At 67.4% G+C, this 25,782-nt stretch carries 26 protein-coding genes and 1 tRNA gene; 14 read left to right on the top strand and 13 right to left on the bottom strand.

What is annotated here, in order from left to right; genetic code table 11:
* Position 1 precedes the first annotated feature (1 nt).
* Positions 2-1,066 (bottom strand): hypothetical protein, encoded by a 1,065-nt coding sequence (locus KF887_16620; GenBank protein ID QYK40995.1) that lies wholly within the window; start codon positions 1,064-1,066, stop codon positions 2-4.
* On the bottom strand, positions 1,053-1,949 hold the full coding sequence (locus KF887_16615) for a viral aspartic protease (GenBank protein QYK40994.1): 897 nt from the start codon (positions 1,947-1,949) through the stop codon (positions 1,053-1,055). Before KF887_16615 ends, KF887_16620 begins: the two co-directional genes overlap by 14 nt.
* Before the next feature lie 187 nt (positions 1,950-2,136).
* On the opposite strand from KF887_16615, the gene KF887_16610 reads away from it, so the two are divergent.
* The gene (locus KF887_16610; protein QYK40993.1) at positions 2,137-3,114 is read left to right on the top strand and encodes a sensor domain-containing diguanylate cyclase; all 978 of its coding nucleotides are present in this window, start codon (positions 2,137-2,139) and stop codon (positions 3,112-3,114) included.
* 24 nt (positions 3,115-3,138) lie between these two features.
* On the opposite strand, the gene KF887_16605 is transcribed toward KF887_16610, so the two are convergent.
* A tRNA-Ile gene (locus tag KF887_16605) sits at positions 3,139-3,215 on the bottom strand.
* Positions 3,216-3,350: 135 nt separating this feature from the next.
* Here KF887_16605 and KF887_16600 point away from each other — a divergent pair.
* The 3 genes from KF887_16600 (at position 3,351) to KF887_16590 (ending at position 6,813) form a co-directional block, all read left to right on the top strand.
* Positions 3,351-5,111, top strand: a complete 1,761-nt coding sequence (locus tag KF887_16600; protein QYK40992.1) for a glycoside hydrolase family 19 protein — start codon at positions 3,351-3,353, stop codon at positions 5,109-5,111.
* A gap of 68 nt (positions 5,112-5,179) precedes the next feature.
* Complete coding sequence (gene purM / locus KF887_16595; GenBank protein QYK40991.1) at positions 5,180-6,226, top strand: phosphoribosylformylglycinamidine cyclo-ligase; 1,047 nt, start codon at positions 5,180-5,182, stop codon at positions 6,224-6,226.
* The gene (locus tag KF887_16590; protein ID QYK40990.1) at positions 6,223-6,813 is read left to right on the top strand and encodes a phosphoribosylglycinamide formyltransferase; all 591 of its coding nucleotides are present in this window, start codon (positions 6,223-6,225) and stop codon (positions 6,811-6,813) included. Before purM ends, KF887_16590 begins: the two co-directional genes overlap by 4 nt.
* A 5-nt stretch (positions 6,814-6,818) precedes the next feature.
* Here KF887_16590 and KF887_16585 read toward each other — a convergent pair whose 3' ends face one another.
* Complete coding sequence (locus tag KF887_16585; GenBank protein ID QYK43622.1) at positions 6,819-7,799, bottom strand: Hint domain-containing protein; 981 nt, start codon at positions 7,797-7,799, stop codon at positions 6,819-6,821.
* A 251-nt stretch (positions 7,800-8,050) separates the two neighbouring features.
* On the opposite strand from KF887_16585, the gene rnd reads away from it, so the two are divergent.
* On the top strand, positions 8,051-9,208 hold the full coding sequence (gene rnd / locus KF887_16580) for a ribonuclease D (protein ID QYK40989.1): 1,158 nt from the start codon (positions 8,051-8,053) through the stop codon (positions 9,206-9,208).
* 12 nt (positions 9,209-9,220) lie between these two features.
* Here rnd and KF887_16575 read toward each other — a convergent pair whose 3' ends face one another.
* Positions 9,221-9,676: a hypothetical protein gene (locus KF887_16575; GenBank protein ID QYK40988.1), complete on the bottom strand. Its 456-nt coding sequence runs from the start codon at positions 9,674-9,676 to the stop codon at positions 9,221-9,223.
* Positions 9,677-9,811: 135 nt separating this feature from the next.
* Between KF887_16575 and KF887_16570 the strand changes: the two genes are divergently transcribed.
* A complete protein-coding gene (locus KF887_16570; GenBank protein QYK40987.1) occupies positions 9,812-10,216 on the top strand; it encodes a SufE family protein in 405 nt (134 codons plus the stop codon).
* On the opposite strand, the gene KF887_16565 is transcribed toward KF887_16570, so the two are convergent.
* The 4 genes from KF887_16565 to KF887_16550 are packed head-to-tail and all read right to left on the bottom strand — an operon-like array spanning position 10,210 to position 14,763.
* Positions 10,210-10,554: a DUF427 domain-containing protein gene (locus KF887_16565; protein ID QYK40986.1), complete on the bottom strand. Its 345-nt coding sequence runs from the start codon at positions 10,552-10,554 to the stop codon at positions 10,210-10,212. The genes KF887_16570 and KF887_16565 overlap by 7 nt on opposite strands.
* 35 nt (positions 10,555-10,589) lie before the next feature.
* On the bottom strand, positions 10,590-12,389 hold the full coding sequence (locus tag KF887_16560; GenBank protein QYK40985.1) for an aminopeptidase P family protein: 1,800 nt from the start codon (positions 12,387-12,389) through the stop codon (positions 10,590-10,592).
* A gap of 48 nt (positions 12,390-12,437) precedes the next feature.
* Complete coding sequence (gene cobT, locus KF887_16555) at positions 12,438-14,306, bottom strand: cobaltochelatase subunit CobT (protein ID QYK40984.1); 1,869 nt, start codon at positions 14,304-14,306, stop codon at positions 12,438-12,440.
* A gap of 49 nt (positions 14,307-14,355) precedes the next feature.
* Entirely contained in the window at positions 14,356-14,763 is a 408-nt protein-coding gene (locus KF887_16550) for a helix-turn-helix transcriptional regulator (GenBank protein ID QYK40983.1), read from the bottom strand.
* Positions 14,764-14,814: 51 nt separating this feature from the next.
* Between KF887_16550 and KF887_16545 the strand changes: the two genes are divergently transcribed.
* Entirely contained in the window at positions 14,815-15,417 is a 603-nt protein-coding gene (locus KF887_16545; GenBank protein ID QYK40982.1) for an NAD(P)H-dependent oxidoreductase, read from the top strand.
* Positions 15,418-15,421: 4 nt separating this feature from the next.
* On the opposite strand, the gene KF887_16540 is transcribed toward KF887_16545, so the two are convergent.
* Positions 15,422-15,781 carry a hypothetical protein gene (locus KF887_16540; GenBank protein ID QYK40981.1) on the bottom strand — a complete coding sequence of 120 codons (360 nt, stop codon included), beginning with the start codon at positions 15,779-15,781 and terminating at the stop codon, positions 15,422-15,424.
* Positions 15,782-15,832: 51 nt separating this feature from the next.
* Entirely contained in the window at positions 15,833-16,195 is a 363-nt protein-coding gene (locus KF887_16535) for a hypothetical protein (GenBank protein QYK40980.1), read from the bottom strand.
* 186 nt (positions 16,196-16,381) lie between these two features.
* Between KF887_16535 and KF887_16530 the strand changes: the two genes are divergently transcribed.
* On the top strand, positions 16,382-16,870 hold the full coding sequence (locus tag KF887_16530) for a DUF1801 domain-containing protein (protein QYK40979.1): 489 nt from the start codon (positions 16,382-16,384) through the stop codon (positions 16,868-16,870).
* Here the strand turns inward: KF887_16530 and KF887_16525 are convergent.
* Positions 16,867-17,544, bottom strand: a complete 678-nt coding sequence (locus KF887_16525; protein ID QYK40978.1) for an aspartate/glutamate racemase family protein — start codon at positions 17,542-17,544, stop codon at positions 16,867-16,869. The two genes, KF887_16530 and KF887_16525, sit on opposite strands and share 4 nt — an antisense overlap.
* A gap of 1 nt (position 17,545) precedes the next feature.
* Complete coding sequence (gene cobS / locus KF887_16520; protein ID QYK40977.1) at positions 17,546-18,520, bottom strand: cobaltochelatase subunit CobS; 975 nt, start codon at positions 18,518-18,520, stop codon at positions 17,546-17,548.
* A 113-nt stretch (positions 18,521-18,633) separates the two neighbouring features.
* Here cobS and tgt point away from each other — a divergent pair, with 113 nt between their 5' ends.
* The 6 genes from tgt (at position 18,634) to KF887_16490 (ending at position 25,766) form a co-directional block, all read left to right on the top strand.
* The gene (gene tgt / locus KF887_16515) at positions 18,634-19,764 is read left to right on the top strand and encodes a tRNA guanosine(34) transglycosylase Tgt (protein ID QYK40976.1); all 1,131 of its coding nucleotides are present in this window, start codon (positions 18,634-18,636) and stop codon (positions 19,762-19,764) included.
* 318 nt (positions 19,765-20,082) lie between these two features.
* Positions 20,083-20,703: a 30S ribosomal protein S4 gene (gene rpsD / locus KF887_16510; protein QYK40975.1), complete on the top strand. Its 621-nt coding sequence runs from the start codon at positions 20,083-20,085 to the stop codon at positions 20,701-20,703.
* 158 nt (positions 20,704-20,861) lie between these two features.
* Positions 20,862-22,475 (top strand): hypothetical protein, encoded by a 1,614-nt coding sequence (locus KF887_16505; protein ID QYK40974.1) that lies wholly within the window; start codon positions 20,862-20,864, stop codon positions 22,473-22,475.
* A gap of 77 nt (positions 22,476-22,552) precedes the next feature.
* Positions 22,553-23,638 (top strand): histidinol-phosphate transaminase, encoded by a 1,086-nt coding sequence (locus KF887_16500; GenBank protein QYK40973.1) that lies wholly within the window; start codon positions 22,553-22,555, stop codon positions 23,636-23,638.
* Positions 23,635-24,573: a prephenate/arogenate dehydrogenase family protein gene (locus KF887_16495; protein ID QYK40972.1), complete on the top strand. Its 939-nt coding sequence runs from the start codon at positions 23,635-23,637 to the stop codon at positions 24,571-24,573. The genes KF887_16500 and KF887_16495 overlap by 4 nt, the downstream gene beginning before the upstream one ends.
* An 11-nt stretch (positions 24,574-24,584) precedes the next feature.
* Complete coding sequence (locus tag KF887_16490) at positions 24,585-25,766, top strand: extensin family protein (protein QYK40971.1); 1,182 nt, start codon at positions 24,585-24,587, stop codon at positions 25,764-25,766.
* Positions 25,767-25,782: the final 16 nt, after the last annotated feature.

The raw sequence follows: 25,782 nt of genomic DNA, 5'->3' as shown, positions 1-25,782 counted from the left end.
GTCAGAACCTCAGGCGTCCGAAGCGCAGGTCCACTGTGAATTGATCGTATTCTGCAAAGCCTGCGGTCGAGCGGTTGCGGGCATAGCCCAGCCGCAGTTCGGTGCCCGCGCGGATCTCGACGCCGATTGACGCGCCGCTGGCCCTGTCCCTGCGGGGCACGCCCAGGAAGGCACCGCCATCGGCCGACTGGTGCCAGAGGTCGAACCGCCAGGCGCGGTCGTTCCAGTGCCAGGCCAGCCCCGCATCCATCCGCCGGTCAAGCGCGGTTTCCCCGGCGACCGGTTCGCCCAGCGTCAGGGAGATGCGCGAGGTGGCGTGGTCCCAGACCGATTCGACCGACAGGGCGATCTGGTCCTGCGACTGCCGGTCGGGGCCGCCGGTGCGGGCCAGCCCGATGCCCAGTTCATGCAGTCCGCGCGGCGCGGCGATGACCCTGGACAGGCCGACCGAGGCCTGCCACGCCGACCGGTCGCCGAGATCGCGCCAGCTGCGTGACCCCCGGGCACAGAGATCAAGGAAGGTCCAGCCGGTGACATGGTTGCGGGAGCACAGCGCCAGCGCAGCATCGCCGCGATACAGGTCGTGTTCCGGCGACCAGGCGAATTCCGCCTGGCTGCGCAGTTCGATCACGCGGCCGTTGGCCCAGGCCAGACGCATCTGGCCCCCGGCCGAGGCCCCCGCGACGACGCCCGCGCGCGCCCGGAAGGCGGGATCGGCCTCGAACAGCAGGTCATTCTGCCAGAACCTGTCCTGCAGGACGCCGCCGTTGATGTTGCCGTCCCATGACAGCAGCGGTGCGGCCCAGAGACCGGTTTCGACGACGGCGATTCCCGGCCCGTCGAAGTAATAGCCCTGCCGCACCATCTCGTGACGCATCCGGGCGATTTCGGCGGGACCGGCACGTTCGGCTGAAAGAGCCTGCCCGACGGCGCGCAGGCGCAGCCGTTCCGAATCGGCAAGCGTGGCACTGCGCATCCGCGCCGCTTCATCGGCCGATGCCGGACCGGCAAGCGCCACAGCCGCGATCAGGACGGCGAGGCATGCCGCCCGATCAGGGAAGCGCATTCGGATCGGTGCCGTAGAACACGCCATCAACCGACACCGCCGTGCCGCCGTCGATTCCGGTGGCGGTGTAGAGACCCGATGTCGTCATGCCATGCGTGGGCCCGGAGTAGACGGGCGCACCGCCCACCGAGCCGCGCAAGGCGCCGTCGATTCCGAAGATCAGGCTGGAACCGGGATCCCAGATCTGGACCGTGACGTCGCCGCCGTAGGCACCGGTGACGATGTTGAAGGGAAGGCGGGTTCCGGTCACCTCGGTCCGGACCTCGGACGCACCTGACACGCCGGTCCGCAGGTTGATGTCGGCACTGGCGCTGTCGAAGTCCAGAACAAGGTCCACGAGACCGCCCGCCGTCTGGTTGCCGGACAGGAGCGGGCCGCCATTGATCGTGACCCAGGCGAAATTCTGGCCCCGCAGAAAGAACTTGCCGCTGCTGGTGACAAGCCGCCCGCCCGAAATGTTCTGCAGCGGCTCCTGATCTGCGGTCAGCCGCAGGATGCGCGTCGCCTTGTCGCCGTTCGCCGGATCGACCTGGGCGATGACCTCGATCGTCATGCGCCCCGTGTAGGCCGGATCGCTGAGCGCGATGAGCTCGCGATATCCGGCCGGCGAGGCGGGATCGCTGTCCTCGAACTGGGCGATCACCGGGGCGTCGGCCGGGGTGCTGCGATCCAGGCGGACCCGGCTGTAACCGTTGTGGTTTGTCGTGTAGGACTCGAAGGCGGGGGTGTTGACATCGACCCCCGTGGGCACGCCGCCCGCGCCGCCACCACAGCCCGCAAGCGCGAAGGCCAGCACAACCGCAAGGCGTGCCCGTCCGGCACGATCGCCAGAAAAAGCGCCACGGCGGGGAACCGCCCTGTCCGAATGTGCGGGTTTGGCCATATTCTGCACGTCTGATACCCTAAAGTCCGCCACAACTTGCGGGATACCCTAACCGAGGGACAACGAGGGGTCGACAAGCTTGTTTCCGTCAACCGAACCACCACATAGCGACGGGGGCATGGGGCTTGGCGGTTCCGTTCCTGTTCGGCAGGCGCGCAGATTCCCCGAGGGCAACGATGGCAGCCAGATGAGAGAGAGACGCCGACTGGCCGCGCTGTTTTCGCTCGATGTGCTGAACAGCCCGCGTGAGCCGATCATCGAACGCATCCTGCGGCTGGCGCGGAGCGAGCTTGGCACCAGTGCTGCGGCGATCGTGCTGATCGACCGGACCTCGGCGATCTTTCACACACGGATCGGCACTACCGCCAAGCGCTGCCCGCGTGACGGCTGGCCCTGCAACCTGACCATCAGCGGGGAAGAGCCGCTGATCATTCAGGACATGGCGACCGATCCGCGTGCCATCGCGCTGGCCGATGTGGCGGGCGCCCCGCCGGTGCGCAGCTACGCGGGCTTTCCCCTGCTGACGCGCGACGGGCTGGCGATCGGCACGCTGGCCCTGTTTTCGGCACGGCCCGACAGCATCACCGAAGGCCGCGAGGACATCGGCCGCAGCCTCGCGGCGATCGTGATGGACGCGCTGAACCTGCAGCGGCTGGCCTCGCGCGATCCGCTGACGGGCGTGCTGAACCGCCGCGGCTTCATGGAACAGTACGACCGCGAACTGCGCCGCAGCGAGGTCGAGGGAACGCCCCTGTCGCTGGCCATGCTGGACATCGACCGGTTCAAGCAGATCAACGACCAGTTCGGCCATGGTGTCGGCGACAGCGTGCTGCGCAGTGTCGCGGCGACCTTGCGCCTGCCGCAGGAAGAAGCCGCCTCGGTGGGGCGGATCGGCGGCGAGGAATTCGCCATCCTTCTGCCGGGCATGACCGGCGATCAGGTCGCGGCCGTTGTCGAGGGCCTGCGTCTGGCGATCTGCGACCTGACCTTTGCCGACGCGCCCGCGCTGAATGTCAGCGCGAGCTTCGGGATTGCCGAACTCGGTCGGGACGCAACCACCGATGTGCAGCTCATGGCGCAGGCCGACGCCGCGCTGTACCGGTCGAAGGAGACCGGCCGCAACCGGTGGACGCTGGCACGCGACCTTCCCGAGGCCGCCGCGTAGCAGCACGCAGGCCCCGCTGAGAGGTGGTAGGCCCGGAGGGATTCGAACCCCCAACCAAGGCGTTATGAGCGCCCTGCTCTGAACCGTTGAGCTACAGGCCCGTGCCCTTTGCCTAGGACAAGGCAGGGCTGGCGGTCAAGCCCGGGCCGGGCCCTTTTTCAGACAGAGAATCGTTGCCGTTCGGGCAGTTCTTCGTCCCAATGCCACCGGTAGGTGGTGGCCTGAGAGGGGTGGCGATGGCGGCGGATGCGGTGACCGACCTTGGCGAGATCATCAAGGCGGCCAAGCGGCGCCCGCAATCCTGCGCGATGCTGATCGGCCCGGACGGGCCGGTGATCGAGGCACATCCCAAGAAACCCGTCGAGATGATGCGCCGTGCAGCCAAGGCCCGGGGCGGCGGCCCGAAGGGTGCGCAAGGCATCCTGACGGTCGAGGGCAAGTGCCTGACACTGACCTGCGAGAACGATGACGTGCCGGCGTCGCTGCCGCGCATGGTCCGGCGGTTCCTTGCGGGGCAGGGCTTTCCGCTGAAGGTGGCCTTTGTCCTGCCGTCGGGCGGGCGCATGGAGGACGGTGAGGACGAGGTGGCGGCACTGGCCGAGGAGCCGCCGGTCGCGGCGCCGCCCGCGGCGTCCGCGGCCCCCGCCGCGCCAGCACCGCCAGCACCGCCGGTGCCGCCACCGCAGCCGATGCGCCGCGCGGCGGCGGCGCCTCCGCCACCACCGTCATCGGCGCCGGGTCCGCGGGCGGCGGTTGCGCCAGAGACACAGGCGATGCTGGCGCGGCGACTGGCGGCAGCGGCCGAGGCGGTGCGTGGCCTGCCTGCCGACGGGTCAGGCGTGGCAGAACGGCTGGGCAAGGCCCTTGCACTGGTGCGTGCGGCGCTGCTGCGGGGCGATGCCGCCGGAGCCGAGGCCGGGCTTGCGACCATCGAGACTGCGCTCGAACGGTTGCGGGACGGGCCGGGCATGGGTGCGGCAGCCCGGAGCACAGCGGTTGTGCCACCCGAACATGCCGCGCCGGTGCGCGACCTTGGCGCCCGCGTCACCGCGCTGGCGGCTGCGGCGCCGGGCATCGGGCGGGTGCTGGCGCGGGCCATGCTGGAACTGGTCATGGCGCTGCAACTGGGCAACATGCAGCGTGCCGCACAGATCAGGGCGCGTGTCGAGCAGGCGCTGCAGAAAGAGGCGCCGACGGCAACCGCAGCGGCATCTGTGCCCGGATCTGTGCCCGGATCCAAGACGGAGGCACCCGATGCCGCGACGGAGACGCCCGACAAGGTTGCGGCCAAGGCTGCGAAGCTGAAGGAGGTATTCCCGGGCGTCTCCGACGACTGGACCACCGCGATGGCCGAGGAGCTGACGGGAGCGGTTGGCGACGAACTGCTGTCGAATCCGAAGCGCCGCGCGCATTTCTTCGGGCAGGTCCTGCAGGAGGTGGGGGCACGCGGAACTCTGTCGGAGAACCTGAACTACACGCCCGAGGCGCTGATCGCCACCTTCAAGTACTTCAGGGACAACCCGGACGACGCCACCAAATATGGCCGGACCGCCGATCATCCGGCCGACCCCGAGGCGATAGCCAACCTGGCCTATGGAGGCAGAAAGGAACTGGGCAACGGCGATTCTGACAGCGGTGACGGCTGGAAATATCGCGGACGCGGCCTGATCCAGTTGACCGGCAAGGCCGGCTATGAGCGCTTCACCAAGCTGCATGAGGAGGTCTATGGCGAGAAGGTCGATTTCGTTGCCGACCCCGATCTGCTGCTGCAGCCGAAATACGCCATGCGCTCGGCCCTGATGTACTGGAAGGACAACGGGTTGTTCGAGATTGCGGATGAAGGCGTCACGCGCGAGGCGTCGGACAGGATCACAGCGAAGGTCAACAAGCACACCAAGAGCTATGAGGATCGCTGGAAGAACTCGCAAAAGCTGGATGCGTCGGGTGTGCTTGCGGATGATGCCGAGGACGCCCCGCAGGTGCCCCCGCCACCCTGAGGCGCGACGCGATTGCAGCCGCAGCGCCTTTTGCGTAAAGCGCGGCGGTGTGAACCACGGGGGCGGCGATGACCGACGGCAGGAACGGGCTGACCTATGCGCAGGCGGGCGTGGACATCGACGCGGGCAATGCCCTGGTCGAGCGGATCAAGCCTGCGGCGGCCGCGACGGCACGACCGGGAACCATGGCCGGGCTTGGCGGCTTTGGCGCGCTGTTCGACCTGAAGGCGGCGGGCTACCGCGATCCGATCCTGGTTGCCGCGACCGACGGTGTGGGCACAAAGCTGCGCATCGCCATCGACACCGGCAATGTCGATACCATCGGCGTGGACCTGGTGGCGATGTGCGTGAACGACCTGGTCTGCCAGGGTGCGGAACCGCTGTTCTTCCTTGACTATTTCGCGACAGGAAAGCTCGAGGTCGATCAGGCTGCGCGGATCGTCGAGGGTATCGCGCGGGCCTGTGCCGCAAGCGGCTGCGCGCTCGTGGGCGGAGAGACGGCCGAGATGCCGGGGATGTATCACCGCGGCGATTTCGACCTGGCCGGGTTTGCCGTGGGTGCGATGGAGCGCGGGGGCGACCTGCCGCAGGGCGTGTCGGAAGGCGACGTTCTGCTGGGACTTGCGTCCGACGGCGTGCATTCCAACGGCTACAGCTTTGTCCGCAAGGTGGTCGAGATGGCGGGCCTTGGCTGGGATGCTCCCTGCCCGTTCGGAGAGGGCAACCTGGGTGCGGCGCTGCTGGCGCCGACACGCCTCTATGTGCGGCCCGCGCTGGCGGCGATACGGGCGGGCGGTGTGCATGGGCTGGCCCATGTGACCGGCGGCGGGCTGACCGAGAATCCGCCGCGCTTCTGCCCCGAGGGGCTGGGCTGCCGGATCGATCTTGAGACGATCGTCCTGCCGCCCGTGTTCCAGTGGCTGCGGCAGACTGCCGGAATGGCCGAGGCCGAGGTTCTCAAGACCTTCAACTGCGGCATCGGCATGGTGCTGGCCGTGGCCGCCGACCGGGCGGCGGCGATTTCCGACCTGCTGTCGGGTGCGGGCGAGCGCGTCACGGTGATCGGGGCGATCGAGCCGGGCGCGGGTGTCAGGTACACGGGCCGTCTGGCGTGAGGCGCGTCGCCATCCTGATTTCGGGTGGCGGGTCGAACATGGCGGCGCTGCTGGCCTCGATGACGGGGGATCATCCGGCGCGGCCGGTGTTGGTTCTGTCGAACGACCCCCGCGCGGGTGGCCTGGCGCGGGCTGCGGCTGCCGGGGTTCCGGTGGCCACGGTCGATCATCGGACGTTCGGTCGGGACCGTGCCGGCTTCGAGGCCGAACTCGCGGCCGCACTTGACGCGGCCGCGCCCGACATCCTGTGCCTTGCCGGTTTCATGCGGATCCTGACGCCCGGCTTCGTGGCGCGGTACGCCGACCGGATGCTGAACATCCATCCGTCGCTTCTGCCAAAGTATCCGGGCCTCGATACCCACCGCCGTGCCCTGGAGGCGGGCGACACCGAAGCGGGCTGCACGGTACATGAGGTGACGGCAGATCTGGATGCAGGCCCCATCCTCGGGCAGGCGCGGGTACCGGTGTTGCCGGGCGACACGCCCGAGACGCTGGCGGCGCGGGTGCTGCCAGCGGAACACGCCTTGTATCCGGCGGTGCTGCGCCGGTTCGCGGCGGGCGACCGCAGGCCGGTCATCCTGCCCTGAGCCCGTCAGGCGGGTTCTCGGATCAGCCCCGCCTCGCGCCCGGTCAGCATGCGGCTGGCGGGCCTGACGGACTGGCCGGTGACAAGTTCGGGAAAGATCGCGGCAAGTTCCCGTCGCGCCGCCTCGGGAAGGGCGGCGAGCGCCATCGGCCCGGGATACAGGCTTTCTGTCAGCATCCCCTCGGCGCTGATGATCTCGTGCCGGTCAAAGGCAATGTGGACATAGTCCACGCGCGATCGCGGCGTCACCCGCACGCGCGCCCCGTCGACCAGATGCAGGGCCGCCACCAGAACCTCGGGTTCGCCGAAGTGCAGTTCGGCACGCCAGCCGGACACCAGGATACGGTGCTGCGGCGAGACCGTCACGGGCCGGGTGTTGCCGAACGCGCCTGTGTCGATGCAGACGGGCGCCAGATCGCCTGTGCCGCAGACCTGCCGCCGCCCGATCCAGCGCAACGGCTGCATGCCATGATCCCGTGTCCAGACCCTGTCGCCGCGCCGTAGCGTCTCGATCCGGCGCGGCCCCTGCGCGGTCAGGATGCGGGTGCCCGCCGCGAAGCAGATGACGATCTGGTCGGGCGAGGTCGCATAGGCCGAGAACCGCAGCCGTGCGCCAAGCGGCTCGTTGATGTCAGGTCCATAGACCCGCGTCCCGGGGGTTATGCCGTTCACGTCGAACAGCAGGCGGCTGCTGCTGGAGAATATCTGATAGGTCGAACCCGAAGCCTTGCCCTGGAACATGTCGTCCTGCGGGTTCAGCCAGGAATAGACGAGCGTGCCCTGCGGGTTGTCCGGGCTGTAGGTGTAGATCGAGACCCACTGGCCGTTGTGGAAGAAATCGACGCCGTTGTTGACCTGGGTGACGACGATGCGAAAGACGTCCTGCGAGGTGCCGAGGGGCTGCACGCCCGTCAGCGTCACCGTCATCTTTGACCCGTTGCCATGCGACGAAACACCGGTGTAGGTGCCGATCTCGTCGCCGACCATGTAGAGCGTGACGGTTGCCACAGACGACTCCGAAGGGGGCGACGCCGACCGGCGCGCCCTCGGCAAGGCCACCCACCTTCCCCAAAGGTGGCAGACCGGTTCCGCAGCAGGACAAGGCTACCGATTTTCCTGCGCCTTTACAAGGCTGTGGCTTTTCCATGACGGCAATGGAGCAGCACAGGCTTTTCTTTTGGGCATTCGCTGCCTATGACGGAAACAGGCGGGATGACCCCGCACCCACAGGCAGGCGCATGCGCACCATCACCACGACCGACGAACTGGCCGACTTCTGCGCGGCAGCCAGGGAAGAACCCTACGTCACCATCGATACCGAGTTCCTGCGTGAGCGCACCTATTGGGCCAAGCTGTGCCTGATCCAGATGGCCTTGCCCGGAAAGACCGGCGATGCCGTCCTGGTGGATCCGGTCGAGGGCGAGGGCATGAGCCTGGCGCCCCTCTACGACCTGTTCCGCCATCGGGCGACCGTGAAGGTATTCCATGCGGCGCGGCAGGATCTGGAAATCTTCTTCGTCGAGGGCGGCGTGTTTCCCGACCCGCTGTTCGACACCCAGGTCGCGGCGATGGTCTGCGGGTTCGGCGAACAGGCGGGATACGAGACGCTGGTGCGCAAGATCGCGCATCAGGCGCTGGACAAGACCAGCCGGTTCACCGACTGGTCGCGCCGCCCGCTGAGCGAGGCACAGAAGGTCTATGCCCTTGCGGATGTCACGCATCTGCGGGTGATCTATGAAAGCCTTTCGGCACAGCTGGCACGATCGGAACGCCAGCCGTGGGTCGAGGAAGAACTGCGCATCCTGACCGATCCGGCCACCTACACGGTGTCTCCCGAGGATGCCTGGCAGCGTATCAAGACGCGGAGTTCCTCGGGCCGGTTCCTGGCCGTGGTGAAGGAGCTTGCGCGGTTCCGCGAGGAATATGCGCAGCGCATGAACATTCCCCGTTCGCGGGTCCTGAAGGACGATGCGCTGCTGGAACTGGCATCGACCAAGCCCACCACGCATGAGGAACTGGGACGATCGCGCCTTCTGCTGCGCGAGGGACGGCGCGGCGACATCGCGGACGGGTTGCTGGCCGCGGTGAAGGCGGGCCTGGAAATGCCCGCGGACAAGATGCCGAAACCCGAGGCTGACCGCGATGCCGCCCAGGTGAACCCGGCGCTTGCCGATCTGCTGCGGGTGCTGCTGAAGGCGAAGGCCGAGTCACTGGGTGTCGCGCCGCGGCTGATCGCACCGGCATCCGATCTTGATGCGATCGCGGCCGGCGCCCGCAACGTCGAGGCCTTGTCGGGCTGGCGTCGCGAAGCCTTTGGCGAAGACGCGTTGCGGCTGTGCCGGGGCGAGATCGCGCTGACGGCAAAGGGGTCGGATGTAAAGGTGATCCGGCTCTGACGCCCTGGCGCCTCAGCGGCGGGTGCTTCGCGCGGACAGTTCGCCCTGCACCGTGATCTGGCGCAGGCCCTCAAGCATCTGGTTCGACAGGAAGGTCGCCACCACCACCTCGCGCGAGCGTTGCGTGGACACGTCGGCGGGCCGGGGCGGCGGGAACACGCGGAAATCGAACACCAGAACACCGTCATCGACCGGGCGCGCCACCAGTTCGGCCTCCCAGTAGCCCTGGGTCGGCGGCAGGCCGACAGCGCGCAGGATGGCGCCGCCGGGCGTTCGGTCGAGTGTCAGATCAATGACCTGCGCGACAAGCCGCCGCCCGTCCTGTGCGACCGCCGCATCCGTCACCACCACCTCGGCGGGCTGCGAGCGGCCGAACCAGTTGAACGGGTTCAGGCGCGAGTCACGGATGCGACCGCAGGCCGACACCGCAAGAACCACGACCATCATCGCCAGAAGCGGCTTGCGCATTGACCCGTCCCCTGTTCCGCGCCGTCTCGTGCGGGCGCCAGACTTGGGTAGCCCATGGCGGCGGCTTTGAAAAGCCGCCCCCGGCTGGACCTTTGGCGCCGTGGCGCCTAAGTCAGACCCGACAAGGAGCGCGCCATGGCCACCCCCGCCTTCGACGAGATTGCCGAGACCTTCGCCTTTCTGGACGACTGGGAGGACCGCTATCGTCATGTGATCGAGCTTGGTCGAGCCATGCCGCCGCTGGACGACGCCTTCAAGGTGCCCGCCTTCAAGGTGGACGGTTGCGCAAGCCAGGTCTGGCTGCGCCCGATGGTGGCGGACGGGCGGTTCGATTTCCAGGGCGACAGCGATGCGATGATCGTGCGGGGGCTGATCGCGGTGCTTCACGCGCTTTACTCCGGGCTGCCGACCGACCAGGTGGGGCAGGTGGACGCGGCGGCCGAACTGGCGCGGCTTGGCCTTGACCGACATCTGTCATCGCAGCGGTCGAACGGGCTGCGCGCCATGGTGGAACGGTTGCGCGCAGTGGCGGCTCAGTAGAGCCGTTCCACCGTCACGCGGTCCGTATAGAACGCCAGATGCCCGGCGATCTGCGACACATCGTCGATGGGTGTCTCATAGGACCAGACGGCATTCTCGATGCGGCCCTCCGGCGTGACCACCGAGAAATAGCTCGCCTGCCCCTTCCACGGACATGTCGAACTGCGGTCGGTGCGATCCAGCATCGCCATCGCCACATCGGCGCGCGGGAAATAGATGACTGGCGGGTAGCTGCCTTCTGTCAGTTCGAGGGCCCGCCTGCTTTCGCCAAGGATGGCGCCCCCCGCCCGCACCACCCATGTGCCCGGCGCCGTGCGGATGCGGATATGGTCGGCCATGCCTGTCCCCTGCGTGCCTTCGGTGATCCCCGGCGTCAGACTGGCATGGTCGCGGCAAAAAGCCAGTCCCGCGTTGTCGCGGACACGCGGTCTGCCAATTTTTCGCGCACCTCGGCGTGATAGGTGTTCAGCCAGCCGCGCTCTCCCGGCGACAGCATGTCGGTCCGGATCAGGCGGCGATCGAAGGGGACAAAGGTCAGCGTCTCGAAGGCATGCTGCAGGCGGTTGTCGCCCAGAGGCGGCGCCTCGGTCACCACGATCAGGTTCTCCAGCCGGATGCCGAACGAATCCTCGCGGTAATAGCCGGGCTCGTTCGACAGGATCATGCCGGGTTCCAGCGGCACTTCCGATATCCGCGACAACCGTTGCGGCCCTTCATGCACCGACAGGAAGGCGCCGACGCCATGCCCGGTGCCATGGTCGAAGTCCTGCCCGGCAAGCCAAAGGGCCTGTCGTGCCAACGGGTCCAGGTCGCGTCCGGCCAGCCCACGCGGAAAGCGCACGCGGCTGATTGCGATCAGGCCTTGCAGGACACGGGTGTAGCATTCGCCCGCTTCCGGTCCGGGGTCTCCGACGGCCACCGTGCGGGTGATGTCGGTCGTGCCGTCGGCATATTGGGCACCCGAATCGACGAGCAGCAGTTCGTCCTGCCCCACGCCCCGGTTCGAACCCTCGGTCACGCGGTAGTGCATGATCGCGCCGTTCGGACCGGCGCCGCAGATCGTGTCGAAGCTGATGTCGTGCAGCGCATTCGTGGCACGGCGAAACCCCTCGAGCGCGCGCACCACGTCAATCTCGGTCAGGCCACCCTGCGGCGCGTGGAAATCGAGCCAGCACAGGAACTCGCACATCGCCGCGCCGTCCCGCAGATGGGCATCCCGCATCCCCTGCACCTCGGCCGGGGTCTTGCGCGCCTTGGGCAGGCGGCACGGATCATCACCCCATGCGACGGACACACCCGCCGCCACGAGTTCCCGGTGGACCGCCAGCGGTGCGGTCGCCCTGTCGATCCGGACCGGCCCGGAAAGGGTGCGCAGCGCCGAGGCAAAGGCCTCCGGCGGACATAGCGTGACCTGTGGGCCAAGGTGCCTGCGCAGGGCGTCGTCGAACTTTCGCACGTCGGCAAAGACGGTGATGCGGGCGTCGTCATGCAGCACCGCAAAGCCCTGCAGCACCGGATTGCGCGGCACGTCAGCCCCCCGGATGTTCAGCAGCCAGCACAGCGAATCGGGCAGGGTGATCACCGCAGCGCGCTGACCCGCCAGACGCAGCGCGTCGGCGAGGGCGATGCACTTTTCGGCAGATGTTCTTCCGGCCAGCGCATCGGGATGCGCGAAGGCGCGGCCGGTCGGCGGGCCGGGCTGATCCGGCCAGATCGCATCGACGGCGTTGGCCACGGGGGCCAGCGCGATGCCCGATCCGGACAGACCATCCTCGATGCGTCCGATCTCCTCGGCGGTGTGAAGCCAGGGGTCGAAACCGATCGTGCCACCGCCGGACAGGTGGTCGCGCAGCCAGTGCGCGGGTTTCGTCTCGGGCCAGGGAACCGGCGTGAAGTGGCCCAGGTCGACCTGATGCTTGACCTGCACGCGGTATCGCCCGTCGATGAACACCCCTGCCACCTGCGGCAGGACAATCGCAAAGCCTGCCGATCCGGTGAAGCCGGTCAGCCACTGAAGCCGTTCGTCGCGCGGCGCCACGTATTCGCCCTGATGTGCGTCGGACCGTGGCACGATGAAGCCGTCCAGCCCCTGCTCTGCCAGCAGGCGCCGGAGCGCGGCCAACCGTGGAGGGCCCTGTGATGGGTCGGCGGTTGACTCGAACGTCTGGAACACGGGCTGCCCCCTTCACCTTGATCGAATGTGGCCTGTCCCAGTGCCTGGCTACCCGGCCCGCCGTGTGGCTGCCGCGCGCGCCCGTTTCCTGGGATCGCTCTCGAACAGGCTGGCCAATTGCTCGGTCATCGCGCCCGCAAGCTGTTCCACATCGGTAATCGTCACCGCCCGCTGGTAGTAGCGCGTCACGTCATGCCCGATACCGATGGCGATCAGTTCCACCATGCGGCGCCGCTCCACCATGGCGATCACGTCGCGAAGGTGCTTTTCGAGGTAGTTGGCGGGGTTGACCGACAGTGTTGAATCGTCGACCGGTGCCCCGTCGCTGATCACCATCAGGATCTTGCGAACCTCGGGGCGGGCCACCGCGCGTCGGTGCGCCCATTCCAGCGCCTCGCCGTCGATGTTCTCCTTCAGCAGGCCCTCTTTCATCATCAGGCCGAGATTGTCGCGAACCCGACGCCAGGGTGCGTCGGCGCCCTTGTATATGATGTGCCGCAGGTCGTTCAGACGGCCCGGTGCCTGCGGCCGCCCCTGCGCCAGCCACCGTTCGCGGCTCTGCCCGCCCTTCCAGGCCCGCGTGGTAAAGCCGAGGATCTCCACCTTCACGTCGCAGCGTTCCAGCGTGCGCGCCAGAACATCGGCGCAGATCGCCGCGATGCTGATCGGCCGACCCCGCATCGAACCGGAGTTGTCGAGCAGAAGCGTGACCACCGTGTCACGGAACTCGGTGTCCTTCTCGACCTTGAACGACAGCGGCGTGGTGGGGTTCGCCACCACCCGGGCAAGGCGTGCGACGTCAAGGATGCCCTCTTCCCGGTCGAATTCCCAACTGCGGTTCTGCTGGGCCTGCAACCGCCGCATCAGCTTGTTGGCAAGTCGGCTGACAGCGCCCTTCAGGGGCTCAAGCTGCTGGTCGAGATAGGCGCGCAGCCGCTCCAGTTCGGCAGGTTCGGCCAGGTCTTCGGCGCGGATCTCCTCATCGAAATCGGTTGTGTAGGCACCATAGTTCGGGTCGGCATCGGAATGTGGCGGCGGCGGTGGCGGCTCCAGCGGGGCCTCGCCCTCGGGCATCTCGGCCTCTTCGCCTTGCTCCAGCTCCGACAGGTCATCCTGGCTGACGCTTGCCTCGGCCGCATCCTGCTGCTGGTCCTGGCTCTGTTCGGGCGATGCCTCGGAATCGTCCTGATCCTGGTCCTGCCCGGTCGAGTCGGGCTGGTCCTCATCCGCTTCGGCGTCCTCGCCTGGGTCGTCATCCTGGGGTGCGTCAGGGTCGTCGCCGAGCTGGTCACCATACCCCAGATCCGAGATCACCTGCCGGGCCATGCGCGCAAAGGCGGCCTGATCGGTCAGCACGTCGTCGATCGCATCCAGCGTGCCGCCCGCCGTCTGGGCGATATGCCCCGACCACAGGTTCATCACCGTGTCGGCACCCCTGGGCAGGGCGCGCCCGGTCGCAAGATGGCGCACCATGTACCCCGCCGCGACCGACAGCGGCGCGTCCGATGGCTGCGTGATCTGCGCATAGCCCTTGCGGTCGGCTTCATGCGCGATCTTGGCGTCGATGTTGCCTGCGGTGCCGGGCATCGTTCGGGCGCCGACGGCCTCGCAGCGCGCGGTTTCCATCGCGTCATAGATGTCGCGGGCCAGTTGGCCCACGGGCGCGTACCTGCTGGACACGCCCTCGTCGTGATATTTCCGGCGCAAGGCGAAAGCGTCGGCCGTGCCGCGTGCCAGCATCACCTCGTCACGCGACATGCGGCGGCTGACCTGCGGCAGGCGCACGCCTTCGCGGTTCATCCCCGGCGGATCGACCGAGTAGGAGACGGTCATCTCGGGATCATCGGCCATGGTCCGGGTCGCCTCGGCCAGCGCCTTCTTGAACGGATCGGCGGGATTGTCGCTTGGCTTGCTCATGGCGAAAGGTAAAGCACTGCGCCCGGCCGGGGGCAAGGCCCCGGGCGGTCTAGTCGGCCGCGTTCCGTGCGGCATAGGCCGCGCGCGCCGCGTCGATGCGCGCGGCATTCGCGATCGTCCATTCCGCCAGTGCCTTGACCGGTGTCAGCAGGTCATAGCCGAGGCCGGTCAGCGCGTATTCCACCTGTGGCGGCTTCGACGGCGTCACCTTGCGCGTGACGAAGCCGTTCTCCTCAAGGTCGCGCAGGGTGGACGCCAGCATCTTCTGGCTGATGTCGCCGATGTCGCGGCGCAGCGCGTTGAAGCGCATCGGACCCTGCCCGAGCGTTCGCACCACGAGCAGCGTCCACTTGTCGCTGATGCGCGCCAGCATCTCGCTGACCCTTGCGCAGGCGGCGGTATCCTCGCCGCTACAAGGTAACCCGCAGGTGCCTTCTTGATCGATCAGGTGTTCCATCCGATATCCACGCAGTTACGATTCGTAACCATAATACGAGAGGATACTACTGTGGCGAAGCCCCGCATCGCACTCATCATCGGATCGACCCGGCCCAATCGCTTTGCAGAGGGCCCGGCGAACTGGTTCCTGAAGCAGGCACAGACCCGCGGCGACATCGACGTCGAGGTGGTGGACCTGCGCGATCATCTCCTGCCGTTCTTCGACGAGGTCAGTTCGAACCTCTGGACGCCCAGCCAGAATCCCGAGGCGCAGCGCTGGCAGAAGAGGCTTGCAGGGTTCGACGGCTTCATTTTCGTCGTCGCCGAATACAACCGCTCGATCACGGCGGTGCTGAAGAACGCGCTCGACCAGGCCTACAACGAGTGGAACCGCAAGCCCTTTACCGCCATAGCCTACGGCGGCACGGGCGGCTCGCGGGCGCTTGAGCATCTGCGGCTGATCGGCGTCGAACTGCAGATGGTGCCGACCCGGACCGCGGTGCATATCGGCGGGGCGGATTTCTATGCGGTGCATCCGATGGCCGGAAACAAGCCGATTGAATCGATCGAGGCGTCGTTGCTGCCTTCGGCAAAGGCGGCACTGGACGAGCTCGTCTGGTGGGCCGGGGCAACGATGGCGGCACGTGCCAACACATCTGCGGCGGCGGCCTGAGGCTTCAGATCAGCCCGCGTGCCCGTGCCGCATCCTCGCACCCGCGCGCCAGCCTTTCCATGAGGTCACGGCTCGTCCGGTCGCCGTCGATGGCGGCACGGATCATCCGCGCCATGTCGCGGGTGTCGCGGTCAAGGTGACGCGCAGCCTCGTCCGGATGCTCGGTGCGCGCTGCGGCGGCAAAGGCATGGGCAAGGGCGGCGTCGGCCGGATCCTGTGGCAGGAAGGGTGACCCTTTCGCAACGATCACCCAACCTGCCCAGAAGGCCGCGCATTGCACGGTGGGCGAGGCACGTTCTGCCCTTGCCGGCAGAGCGACGGCAACGGCGATGACGACAACGGCGAGAATCGAGACTGTTTTCATGTCGCAAACATGGGCATTGCGGCGCGATTCGGGCAAGGGCGCGGCTGCGTTTCAGATGCCTGGCAACAGACTGTCGCAGGCTGCGAGCCAATTGCGGGCCAGGCGCGCGGCCCGCGCATCGCCCGCAAAGCTGGCCCTGTCCCACAGGGCGCGCTGCGCCGCCTTGGCGGCGACGCGGCGATGCAGGGCCGCGGCGGGATCGGGAAATGCCGCAACCAGATCGGCGAAGGCATCGCGCCGCCGCTCCGCCTCTACCGACAGGGCGCCATCGAAAAGCCAAAGATGCTCGACTGTCGCCGAATAGCGACCGGCGCAGTCGGCAAAATCCATCTGTCCCGCCCCGGTGCCGGTCACATGCGCACCCGCCGGCGAATATGCCGCGGCGAGTGCCGCCAGAAACCACATGGTTTTCATACCGCACATGAATCGGATTCTACGCCGAAAAATCTGCCGATAAAGTAGGCAGATCGAAAATCACCGCCCCGGTGCGACCGGGCTGCAACCCGTGATGCGGCGGCCGCTGACAAGGTTGCTGTTTGGTGCAAGACTGCGCCCGCTGCTATGGCCAGGGACGGCCGCTCGCGACGGGGAAGGGGTGACATGGCCGAGAATGGTGAGAAAGATCGCGCGCCGCGGGTCCGCAAGCCCTGGAAACCCCGGCCCCTGCCGCCGATCGAACCCGGCACCGTCCGCCTTCTGACCGGGGGTAACCCGCAGATCGCCAAGGCAGACGGCGAGGCTCCGGTAGCCGCCTATATCGCGGCAATGCCTGGCTGGAAATCAACGGTGGGTCGCCGCATCGACGATCTGGTGCGCGAAGTCGTCCCCGATGCTGCGCGTGCCGTGCGCTGGAACGCACCCTTCTGGGGGGTGCCCGGACAGGGCTGGATGCTCAGCCTGTCCTGCACAGCGCGCTATGTGAAAGTGGCGTTCCTCACCGGCAGCGCGCTCCACCCGATGCCGCCCGAGGCATCGAAACATCCGGCGATGCGCTATCTTCATCTGTACGAGGATACATCGCTCGACCAGATGCAGTTCGCGGACTGGCTGCGGCAGGCGGCAGCGATTCCCGGTGACACGCTGTTCTAGAGACTGCGTCGCCCGGTTGCGAGATCCGCCAGAACCGCAACATGAACGTCAAGCGCGTCGATGACGGGATAGCCGGGTTCCGCGCCATCGAAGGCAAGGTTCAGGTCGGTGCCTGCCAGCACGACGGCCTCGGCCCCCGCCGCCACCATCCGCCGCCCGGCGTCGAGGAAGGTCGCGCGCTGCGCGGCAGTGCAGGCCCCCGCCACGGCAACATCCTGATAGGTCTGGCCCAAGACATCGATCTCGTCATCCAGTGCGATCGAGCGCGTCTGCCGCAACTGGCCGTAAAGCCGCGTGCGCATCACCACCCGCGTGCCAAGCAGCCCCACGATCCCGATCCCTTGCGCAACGAAATGCGCGTCCAGCGGTGCGACCGCCGAGACCAGGGGCAGCAACGACCGGGCGACCGTCTCATCGAAACAGAAATGCCCGCCAAGCGACGTGATTGCCGCGCAGTCGCAACCCGCCGCAGCCAACCGGTCGATCAGCGCAGCGTAGATGACAGCCTGTTCGGCGCGCCTGTCGGCGAGGTTGTTCGCGATCAGCGTCTGGATGTCGGCCTGCACGATGGTCAGGTCGAGCACCCCGCCCCGATCCGCGACCGCCCGGCACAGCCGCTGATAGTAGGCCACCGTGGCGGCCGGGCCGATCCCGCCGATCAGCCCAAGGTGCATGTCACTTCATCGCCATGCTGGCCGCGCTTTCCGGCAGTTCCTCGCCAAAGCAGCGCTGGTAGAACTCCGCGACCGTCTGCCGCTCCAGTTCGTCGCACTTGTTCAGGAAGGTCAGCCGGAACGCATAGCCCACATTGCGGAAGATCTCGGCGTTCTGCGCCCAGTTCAGCACCGTCCGGGGGCTCATCACCGTCGACAGGTCGCCGTTCATGAAGGCGGTGCGCGTCAGGTCGGCCACCGTCACCATCTGGCTGATGGTCTTGCGTCCCGCAGCGGTATTGTAATGCGGGCTTTTCGCCAGGACGATCGCCGTCTCGGCGTCATGGGACAGATAGTTCAGGGTGGCAACCAGGCTCCAGCGGTCCATCTGCGCCTGGTTGATCTGCTGCACCCCGTGATACAGGCCCGTCGTATCGCCCAGCCCCACGGTGTTCGACGTGGCGAACAGACGGAAGGACGGATGCGGCGTGATGATCTCGTTCTGGTCCAGCAGCGTGAGCTTGCCGTCATGTTCCAGCACGCGCTGGATCACGAACATCACGTCGGGGCGGCCCGCGTCGTATTCGTCGAACACGATGGCCACCGGATTGCGCAGCGCCCAGGGCAGGATGCCCTCGTGGAACTCCGTCACCTGCATGCCGTCGCGCAGCTTGATCGCGTCCTTGCCGATCAGGTCGATGCGGCTGATGTGGCTGTCAAGGTTCACCCGCACGCAGGGCCAGTTCAGCCGCGCCGCAACTTGCTCGATATGGGTCGATTTTCCGGTGCCGTGGTAGCCCTGGATCATCACGCGGCGGTTATAGGCAAAGCCCGCAAGGATCGCCAGGGTCGTGTCAGGGTCGAACTTGTAGGTCGGGTCGATCGCGGGCACCCGGTCGGTTGCCTCGGCAAAGCCCTTCACCCGCATGTCCGTGTCGATGCCGAAAACCTCGCGGACCAGAATTTCCTCGGTGGGTCTTGCGGGCGTGTCGAGCATCGGGCTTTCCTCAGGCAGGGTGCGGGCGAGTGATGGATCATATCGCGGGTGCGTGCAAGGGGAAGGCCCGCCAAGCCTCTTGCCTTCGCTCGGCGTCCGCGCGATGGGCAGGCATGACCGAACGCTTCTCCTTTGCCCTGCAGGCCCGCGACGGCGCGGCACGCGTCGGCATCATCCATACCCCGCGCGGCGACATTCGCACGCCTGCCTTCATGCCGGTCGGCACGGCCGCCACCGTCAAGGCCATGCTGCCCGAAAGCGTTGCGGCCACCGGCGCGGACATCCTTCTGGGCAACACCTATCACCTGATGCTGCGTCCCGGGGCGGAACGGGTGGCACGGCTGGGCGGGCTGCACCGCTTCATGAACTGGAATCGTCCGATCCTGACCGACTCGGGCGGCTTTCAGGTCATGAGCCTTGGTGCGCTCCGCAAGCTCTCGGAAGAGGGCGTGACCTTCTCCAGCCACATCGACGGGTCGAAGCATGTCCTGACGCCCGAACGCAGCATGCAGATCCAGCGCCTTCTCGGATCCGACATCGTGATGTGCTTCGACGAATGCCCCGCGCTGCCCGCCAGCGACGACGAGGTGGCGCGCGCCATGCGCCTGTCGATGCGGTGGGCGCAGCGGTCGCGGGACGCCTTTGGCGACAGGCCGGGACACGCGCTGTTCGGGATCATGCAGGGCGGCGTCACCCGCGACCTGCGGCAGGAAAGTGCCGAGGCGCTCACCTCCATCGGCTTTGACGGTTATGCGGTCGGCGGCCTGGCGGTGGGCGAGGGGCAGGAGGCGATGTTCGGCGTGCTCGACTATGCCCCGGGCTTCCTGCCGCAGGACAAGCCGCGCTACCTGATGGGTGTGGGCAAGCCGGACGACATCGTGGGCGCGGTGGAACGCGGCATCGACATGATGGACTGCGTCCTGCCCTCGCGTTCGGGCCGCACCGGCCAGGCCTGGACCCCGCGCGGCCAGGTCAACCTCAGGAACGCCCGCCACAAGGATGACCCGCGCCCGCTCGACGACACCTGCACCTGCCCCGCCTGCCGGGGCTACAGCCGCGCCTACCTGCACCACGTGGTCAAGGCGGATGAGATCATCGGGTCCATGCTGCTGACATGGCACAACCTGCATTACTATCAGATCCTGATGCAGGGCCTGCGCGATGCCGTCACCGCCGGGCGGCTGGCGGCCTTTGTCGCGGGCTTCCATGCGCTGCGGGCAGAGGGCGACCTGCCGCCCCCCTGAGCGGCGCGGCACCAGTCCGGCCGCCCCGGGGGCTGCCGCCCCCGGACCCCTGCGGGTATTTGGACAAAGAAGAGAACGGCAGGCTCGGATCCGGTCTCTGCCCTGCGCAAGTGCCCTGCGGGGGTGCGGCGCCTGTGATCGCCCGGGCTGGCGTCGGAAGCCCCGGTTGACTCCCCCCGCGCGAAGCGTATATGGCGCCCGGGTCTCGGGCTTGCACCGGGGCTTTTCATTGGTGTTGGTGGCCCGCGCAAGCGGGGACCTGTCGCCGGGGTTCCCCGGAAAGGACAACGCCCTTCGACAACATGAAGGAGATCAGCGGTGACCAAACGCACCTCTGCCAAGTACAAGATCGACCGCCGCATGGGCGAGAACATCTGGGGCCGTCCGAAATCCCCGGTGAACAAGCGCGAATACGGTCCCGGCCAGCACGGGCAGCGCCGCAAGAACAAGCTGTCGGACTTCGGCACCCAGCTGCGCGCCAAGCAGAAGCTCAAGGGCTACTATGGCGACCTCACGGAGAAGCAGTTCAAGCGCATCTATGCCGAGGCTGCCCGCGTGACCGGCGACACCGGCGAGAACCTGATCGGCCTGCTCGAGCGGCGCCTCGATGCGATCGTGTATCGCGCGAAGTTCGTCCCCACCGTCTTTGCCGCCCGCCAGTTCGTGAACCACGGCCATGTGACCGTGAATGGCAAGCGGGTGAACATCGCCTCTTACCGCTGCAAGGAAGGCGATGTCGTCGAGGTGCGCCAGAAGTCGAAGCAGCTCGCCCTCGTTCTCGAGGCCGTTGCGCTGACCGAGCGGGATGTGCCCGACTATGTCGAAGTCGATCACAACAAGATGACGGCGAAGCTGCTGCGCCAGCCGAGCCTCGGTGATGTGCCCTATCCGGTGCAGATGGAACCGAACCTGGTCGTGGAATACTACGCCAAGAACTGATCCGGCCGCGGCCGCGACAGATGCGGGGGCCGCGCGGCTGCGCTGCCCCTTTTTTGTTTCGGATCAAAATATTGTTATCCGGGCGGGCCGATTGCAGGTTGACCCGCTTCCAGATCGCTTTCAACTTGGTGAAGTGATTGAACAATATTGGTATTCTCGTGGCATCCAGTCTTTCTGCGCCGGTCGGCGATCCGAAATCGAAATCCGTAAAACCTGCCAACAAGCCCAAGGATGTCGAACTGCTGCAGCTTGCGCTGCTGGCCAACGGCTATCCGGTGGAGATCGACGGCAGGATGTCCCAGGGCGTCGTCACCTGCATCGAGAGTTTCCAGCGTCACAAGGCCAAGCTGAAGCCCACGACCGGCGTCATCGAACCCGGCGACCGCGTGTGGAAGCTGCTTCAGCCCCGGCTTTCGGCCTATGAGAAGGAGATCGCATCCTTCGAAGCCTATCATGTGATCGAGAACGGCAAGCCCAAGCAGATCACCGTGCAGGACTGGATGCGGCTGGAGCAGGAGGCGCGTGCGCGGATGCTGGAACGTGCCCGCGCCATGACGACCGAGGCCGACAACATCAGCAAATGCATCCGCGAGATGCACAAGGCGGCCGACGGGTCGGAAGGATATGTGAACGCGCTCGTCAGTCTCGGGGTGCGGATGGGCAAGGGAATCGACATCCCGAGCGAGCGCGCCGCACTCGATGCGCGGGGGGCCGCACAGCAGCTCGTGTCGCTTGTCGACCGCACCAAGCCCGACTGGGAGAAGGTCGAGGCGCAGCACCGCAAGGCCTCGCAGGCGATCAACAAGGCGGTGAAGGAATGGCAGGCCTTCGACCGGAAGTATATCGAGGGCGCCGAAAGCGGCCTGCTCGGCGCGACCGTGACCCGCGACGTCAGTTTTGGCGTGCTTGAGGTTCTGGCGACGGGCTACCTGATCACGACCAAGCGGATGCCGCCGGCCCAGGCCGCCGCGGTCGCGGCAGCGGGCTGCGAGGCGCTGAAGACCGGCGCGGGCGAGATCGGCGAATACACCGCCAATGACACCTTCGATCCCAAGGCTTCGGCTCGGAAGATCGTGGCGAATTCGCTGCTCGCCGGCGGAGCGGGCTTTGTCGGCGGCAAGCTGACCGGCCCGGCCTTGCAGAAGGTGACGAACAAGCTGGGCGAAAAGTTCGCCATGAAGGTGTCGAAGACAGCCGCGAACTATGTGTTCAAGTATGTCGACAAGGTGCTTGAATCGAAACTGGGCGAGGAACTCATCAAGAATGCCACCGCCGAGGCGATCAAGCTTCTGCAGAAGCCGCTGGGCGAGGGCAAGGCGCCGGGCGCGGACGATGTGATCAACGCCGTGCTGGGCGCGGTATCCGGCGGATTTCTGGCCAGCAAGCCGGTCAAGTCCCTGACCCAGTTCGACCAGAACTGGCCGAAGCACGCGCTGATGGACCTGATCGAGGTCGAGCGCGGGCCCGCGCTCAAGGCGATCCAGTCGCAGATGGTTCGGCACTTTCCCAATGATGCGGTCGATACGCTGCTCAGCAAGGCAGGGCGCGACATCCTGAACGAGGTCGCCGGCAAGATGCGCGACGAGGCCACGAAAGTCGGCCTGCAGCATGCGCTGTCGTCTGCAACCGGCCTCGAGGCGACGGCGGCCGAATTCAGGGCGCGCGCCATGGCGGCGCTGCGCGACGATCGGACCCTCGGCGCCGCGTTCGAGGCCGAGGCGGTGCTTGCCGCCCGCAAGCGGCTTGAGGCAATGCAGAAGTCGAAACGCTAGCACCCCGCCGGGCGACGGTTCCCACTGGTCAGGCCGGTGCCCCGCAGGTATGACGCGGGCGCGACAGGGAGCGACGCATGACCGAAGCCATTACACCCCAGCCCGGTATTCTCGAGATCGCCCTTTATCAAGGCGGGGCGAGCCACGTGGCCGGGGTGTCGAATGCGATCAAGCTCAGCTCGAACGAAAATCCCTTCGGTCCGTCGGACCGCGCGAAGGAGGCGTTCGCGCGTGCCGTCCACGGCCTGCACCGCTATCCGTCAACCGATCACGCCGCCCTGCGGCAGGCGATCGGCGAGGTTCACGGGCTCGAACCGGACCGGATCATCTGTGGCGTCGGGTCGGATGAGGTGATCACGTTCCTCTGCCAGGCCTACGCCGGTCCGGGCGACGAGGTGATCCACACCGAGCACGGGTTCCTGATGTACCGCATCTCGGCGCTTGCGGCAGGTGCCACGCCGGTCGAGGTGCCCGAACGCGAACGCACGACCGATATCGATGCGATCCTTGCGGCATGTTCGGATCGGACAAGGCTGGTGTTCATCGCGAACCCCAACAATCCAACCGGCACGATGATTTCTCACAGCGAAATGGAACGCTTGGCGGATGGAATTCCGACGGGCGCCATCCTGGTGCTGGACGGTGCCTATGCGGAATATGTGGAAGGCTATGATGGCGGCGCCGGTCTGGCGACCGACCGCCGCAATGTCGTCATGACGCGGACCTTCTCGAAGATCTACGGTCTCGGCGGGCTGCGCGTCGGCTGGGGCTACGGACCGCGTGACATCATCGACGTGCTCAACCGGGTGCGCGGCCCGTTCAACCTGTCGAATGCCGCGCTCGACACGGCCGAGGTGGCGGTGCGCGATCAGGACTGGGTGAGCCGCTGCCGCGCCGAGAACGCGCGGATGCGGCAATGGCTGGCTGGCGCACTGGCCGAACTGGGCGTGCCTTCCGATACCTCGATGGCCAATTTCGTCCTGGCGCGCTTTGCCTCCGAGGCCGAGGCGGGCGCTTGCGACGACTATCTGCGCGGGCAGGGCCTGATCGTGCGGCGCGTCTCGGGCTACAAGCTGCCCGCTTGCCTGCGCATCACGGTGGGCGACGAATCCGCCTGCCGCCGCGTGGCGCATGCGGTGGCACAGTGGAAAGGCCTGCGATGACCGTGATCTATGACCGCGTGGCGCTGATCGGGCTGGGCCTGATCGCGTCCTCAATGGCCCATGCGATGAAGGCGGGCGGTCTTGCCGGCGAGATCGTGGGCTACGCCCGGACCGAGGCCACCCGTGCGGCCGCGGTCGAGATCGGGTTCTGCGACCGCGTCACCGCCACCGCGTCCGAGGCCGTGGCCGGTGCCGATCTGGTCGTGCTGGCGGTGCCCGTGGGGGTCATGGCCGACATCGCGGCCGAGATCGCGCCGCATCTGGCGCCGGGCGCCTGCGTGACCGACGTCGGGTCGGTGAAACAGGCGGTGATCGACGCGGTATCCCCGCACATTCCCCCGGGCGTGTCCTTCGTGCCGGGTCATCCGCTTGCCGGAACCGAACATTCGGGTCCGTACAGCGGCTTTGCGACACTCTTCCGGAACCGGTGGTGCCTGCTGACCCCGACCGAGCTTTCCGCGCCCGAGGCCGTCGCGCGCCTGCGCCGCCTGTGGGAGGCGATGGGATCGAACGTCGACGAGATGGACGCACCCCACCACGACCTCGTGCTGGCCGTGGTCAGCCACACCCCGCACCTGATTGCCTATACGATGGTCGGCGTGGCGGACCACCTGCGCCGCGTCTCGAACTCCGAGGTGATCAAGTATTCGGCCAGCGGCTTTCGTGATTTCACCCGGATCGCCGCCAGCGATCCCGTGATGTGGCGCGACGTGTTCCTGACGAACCGCGAGGCGACGCTGGACATCCTCGGCCGGTTCACCGAGGAACTGTTCGTCCTTCAGCGTGCCATCCGCATGGGCGATGGCGAGGCGCTGCATGCCTATTTCACACGCACCCGCGCTATCCGGCGCGGGATCATCGAGGCTGGGCAGGATACCGCCGCCCCCGATTTCGGGCGCACCGGCGCGGTTGCACCGCAGGGCACGGGCCGCTAATCCTCGTGCCCATGCGGTTCCTGCTGGCCCTTGCCCTTGCGTCCTGTCTCGCCCCGCCGGTGCTGGCCGAAGGGTTGCGCCCCCTGGCCCGGCCCGCATCGGTCGAGCGCCTTGCGGCTTTCTCGCACGCCACCGACCTTGCCCCCCGCCAGGTCATGCGCCCGCGCGCCGGTCCCGCGGCCATGTCGGCGCCAACCGAACCCGTCCTGCCGGTGCTCGCCGCGGCACCCCGCCTGAGCGGCCCGTCCGCCGCGCCGGAACCGATCGCGGATCCTGCCCGCGCGCTCGGCGCCACGCGCGGGCTTGCCGTCACGCTGTCGGCGTCGAACGCAAGGGCGCCGGTCTTCATGCCCGTTGCCATGGCAGTGCCGCGCCCGCTGCTGCGTCCCGCTGTGGCAACGGCCCCGGTCGCCGTGGCGCCCGCCATGCCGCGGCCGCATGCACGCCCGTCCGGCCTGGCACCTCTGGAATCCGTTGTGCCCGCGGCCTTTGTCGTCGTCCCCCGGATGCCCGCGGCGGCCGCGGCGGTTGCCGCCCTTGTCTCGCCGCGTCCCGCGCCCCGCCCGCGCAATCTGGCGGCCCGCGCCGCAGCGCCCCGCAAGGCCCCTGCGCCCGAAAGCCTGATACAGGCTGCTGCCGCACCGCGCATCGACCCGGGCAAGGCCCTGACTGTGCCCAAGAAGAAGGGTGCACTTTGCGGTGATCCGCGCATCCAGGGGGCCGCGCTGGCGCCCATCACCTCCAGGGTGCAGGGCTGCGGTATCGCCCAGCCGGTGCGCGTGACGCAGGTGGATGGCGTGCGCCTGTCCACTCCCGCCACGCTCGACTGCGATACCGCCCGCGCCCTGACGCAATGGGTTGCGACGGGCCTGAAGCCGGCGGCAGGCCGTGCCGGTGTGGCCGAACTCAAGATCGCCGCACATTATGCCTGCCGTCCGCGCAACAACGTCAAGGGCGCCCGTATCAGCGAGCATGGCCGGGGCCGTGCCATCGACATCGCGGGCATAACCCTTGCCAACGGCAAGCCGCTGTCCGTCCTCGGTGACTACCGGCGCAGCGAAGTGCTGCAGAAGGTGCGCCGCGCCGCCTGCGGGATCTTCGGCACCACGCTTGGCCCGGGGTCCGACCGCCATCACAGCGACCATTTCCATTTCGACACCGCGCGCCACCGCAATGGGCCCTATTGCCGCTGATCCGCTTGGGACTTGC

This window comes from Paracoccaceae bacterium, from assembly GCA_019454225.1.
Classification (GTDB): domain Bacteria; phylum Pseudomonadota; class Alphaproteobacteria; order Rhodobacterales; family Rhodobacteraceae.
This window is presented reverse-complemented; position numbering and strand designations above follow the sequence as displayed.

Excerpts from the sequence above, each read along its gene's own strand:
- KF887_16530 (QYK40979.1), top strand. The coding sequence starts at position 16,382 with ATGGCCGAGAATGGTGAGAAAGATCGCGCGCCGCGGGTCCGCAAGCCC.
- KF887_16565 (QYK40986.1), bottom strand. The coding sequence starts at position 10,554 with ATGGCCGACCATATCCGCATCCGCACGGCGCCGGGCACATGGGTGGTG.
- KF887_16615 (QYK40994.1), bottom strand. The coding sequence starts at position 1,949 with ATGGCCAAACCCGCACATTCGGACAGGGCGGTTCCCCGCCGTGGCGCT.
- KF887_16490 (QYK40971.1), top strand. The coding sequence starts at position 24,585 with ATGCGGTTCCTGCTGGCCCTTGCCCTTGCGTCCTGTCTCGCCCCGCCG.
- rnd (QYK40989.1), top strand. The coding sequence starts at position 8,051 with ATGCGCACCATCACCACGACCGACGAACTGGCCGACTTCTGCGCGGCA.
- KF887_16540 (QYK40981.1), bottom strand. The coding sequence starts at position 15,781 with ATGAAAACAGTCTCGATTCTCGCCGTTGTCGTCATCGCCGTTGCCGTC.
- KF887_16610 (QYK40993.1), top strand. The coding sequence starts at position 2,137 with ATGAGAGAGAGACGCCGACTGGCCGCGCTGTTTTCGCTCGATGTGCTG.
- KF887_16495 (QYK40972.1), top strand. The coding sequence starts at position 23,635 with ATGACCGTGATCTATGACCGCGTGGCGCTGATCGGGCTGGGCCTGATC.
- KF887_16620 (QYK40995.1), bottom strand. The coding sequence starts at position 1,066 with ATGCGCTTCCCTGATCGGGCGGCATGCCTCGCCGTCCTGATCGCGGCT.
- KF887_16570 (QYK40987.1), top strand. The coding sequence starts at position 9,812 with ATGGCCACCCCCGCCTTCGACGAGATTGCCGAGACCTTCGCCTTTCTG.
- cobS (QYK40977.1), bottom strand. The coding sequence starts at position 18,520 with ATGCTCGACACGCCCGCAAGACCCACCGAGGAAATTCTGGTCCGCGAG.
- cobT (QYK40984.1), bottom strand. The coding sequence starts at position 14,306 with ATGAGCAAGCCAAGCGACAATCCCGCCGATCCGTTCAAGAAGGCGCTG.
- purM (QYK40991.1), top strand. The coding sequence starts at position 5,180 with ATGACCGACGGCAGGAACGGGCTGACCTATGCGCAGGCGGGCGTGGAC.
- KF887_16535 (QYK40980.1), bottom strand. The coding sequence starts at position 16,195 with ATGAAAACCATGTGGTTTCTGGCGGCACTCGCCGCGGCATATTCGCCG.
- KF887_16600 (QYK40992.1), top strand. The coding sequence starts at position 3,351 with ATGGCGGCGGATGCGGTGACCGACCTTGGCGAGATCATCAAGGCGGCC.
- tgt (QYK40976.1), top strand. The coding sequence starts at position 18,634 with ATGACCGAACGCTTCTCCTTTGCCCTGCAGGCCCGCGACGGCGCGGCA.
- KF887_16525 (QYK40978.1), bottom strand. The coding sequence starts at position 17,544 with ATGCACCTTGGGCTGATCGGCGGGATCGGCCCGGCCGCCACGGTGGCC.
- KF887_16585 (QYK43622.1), bottom strand. The coding sequence starts at position 7,799 with ATGGTCGGCGACGAGATCGGCACCTACACCGGTGTTTCGTCGCATGGC.
- KF887_16550 (QYK40983.1), bottom strand. The coding sequence starts at position 14,763 with ATGGAACACCTGATCGATCAAGAAGGCACCTGCGGGTTACCTTGTAGC.
- KF887_16500 (QYK40973.1), top strand. The coding sequence starts at position 22,553 with ATGACCGAAGCCATTACACCCCAGCCCGGTATTCTCGAGATCGCCCTT.
- KF887_16575 (QYK40988.1), bottom strand. The coding sequence starts at position 9,676 with ATGCGCAAGCCGCTTCTGGCGATGATGGTCGTGGTTCTTGCGGTGTCG.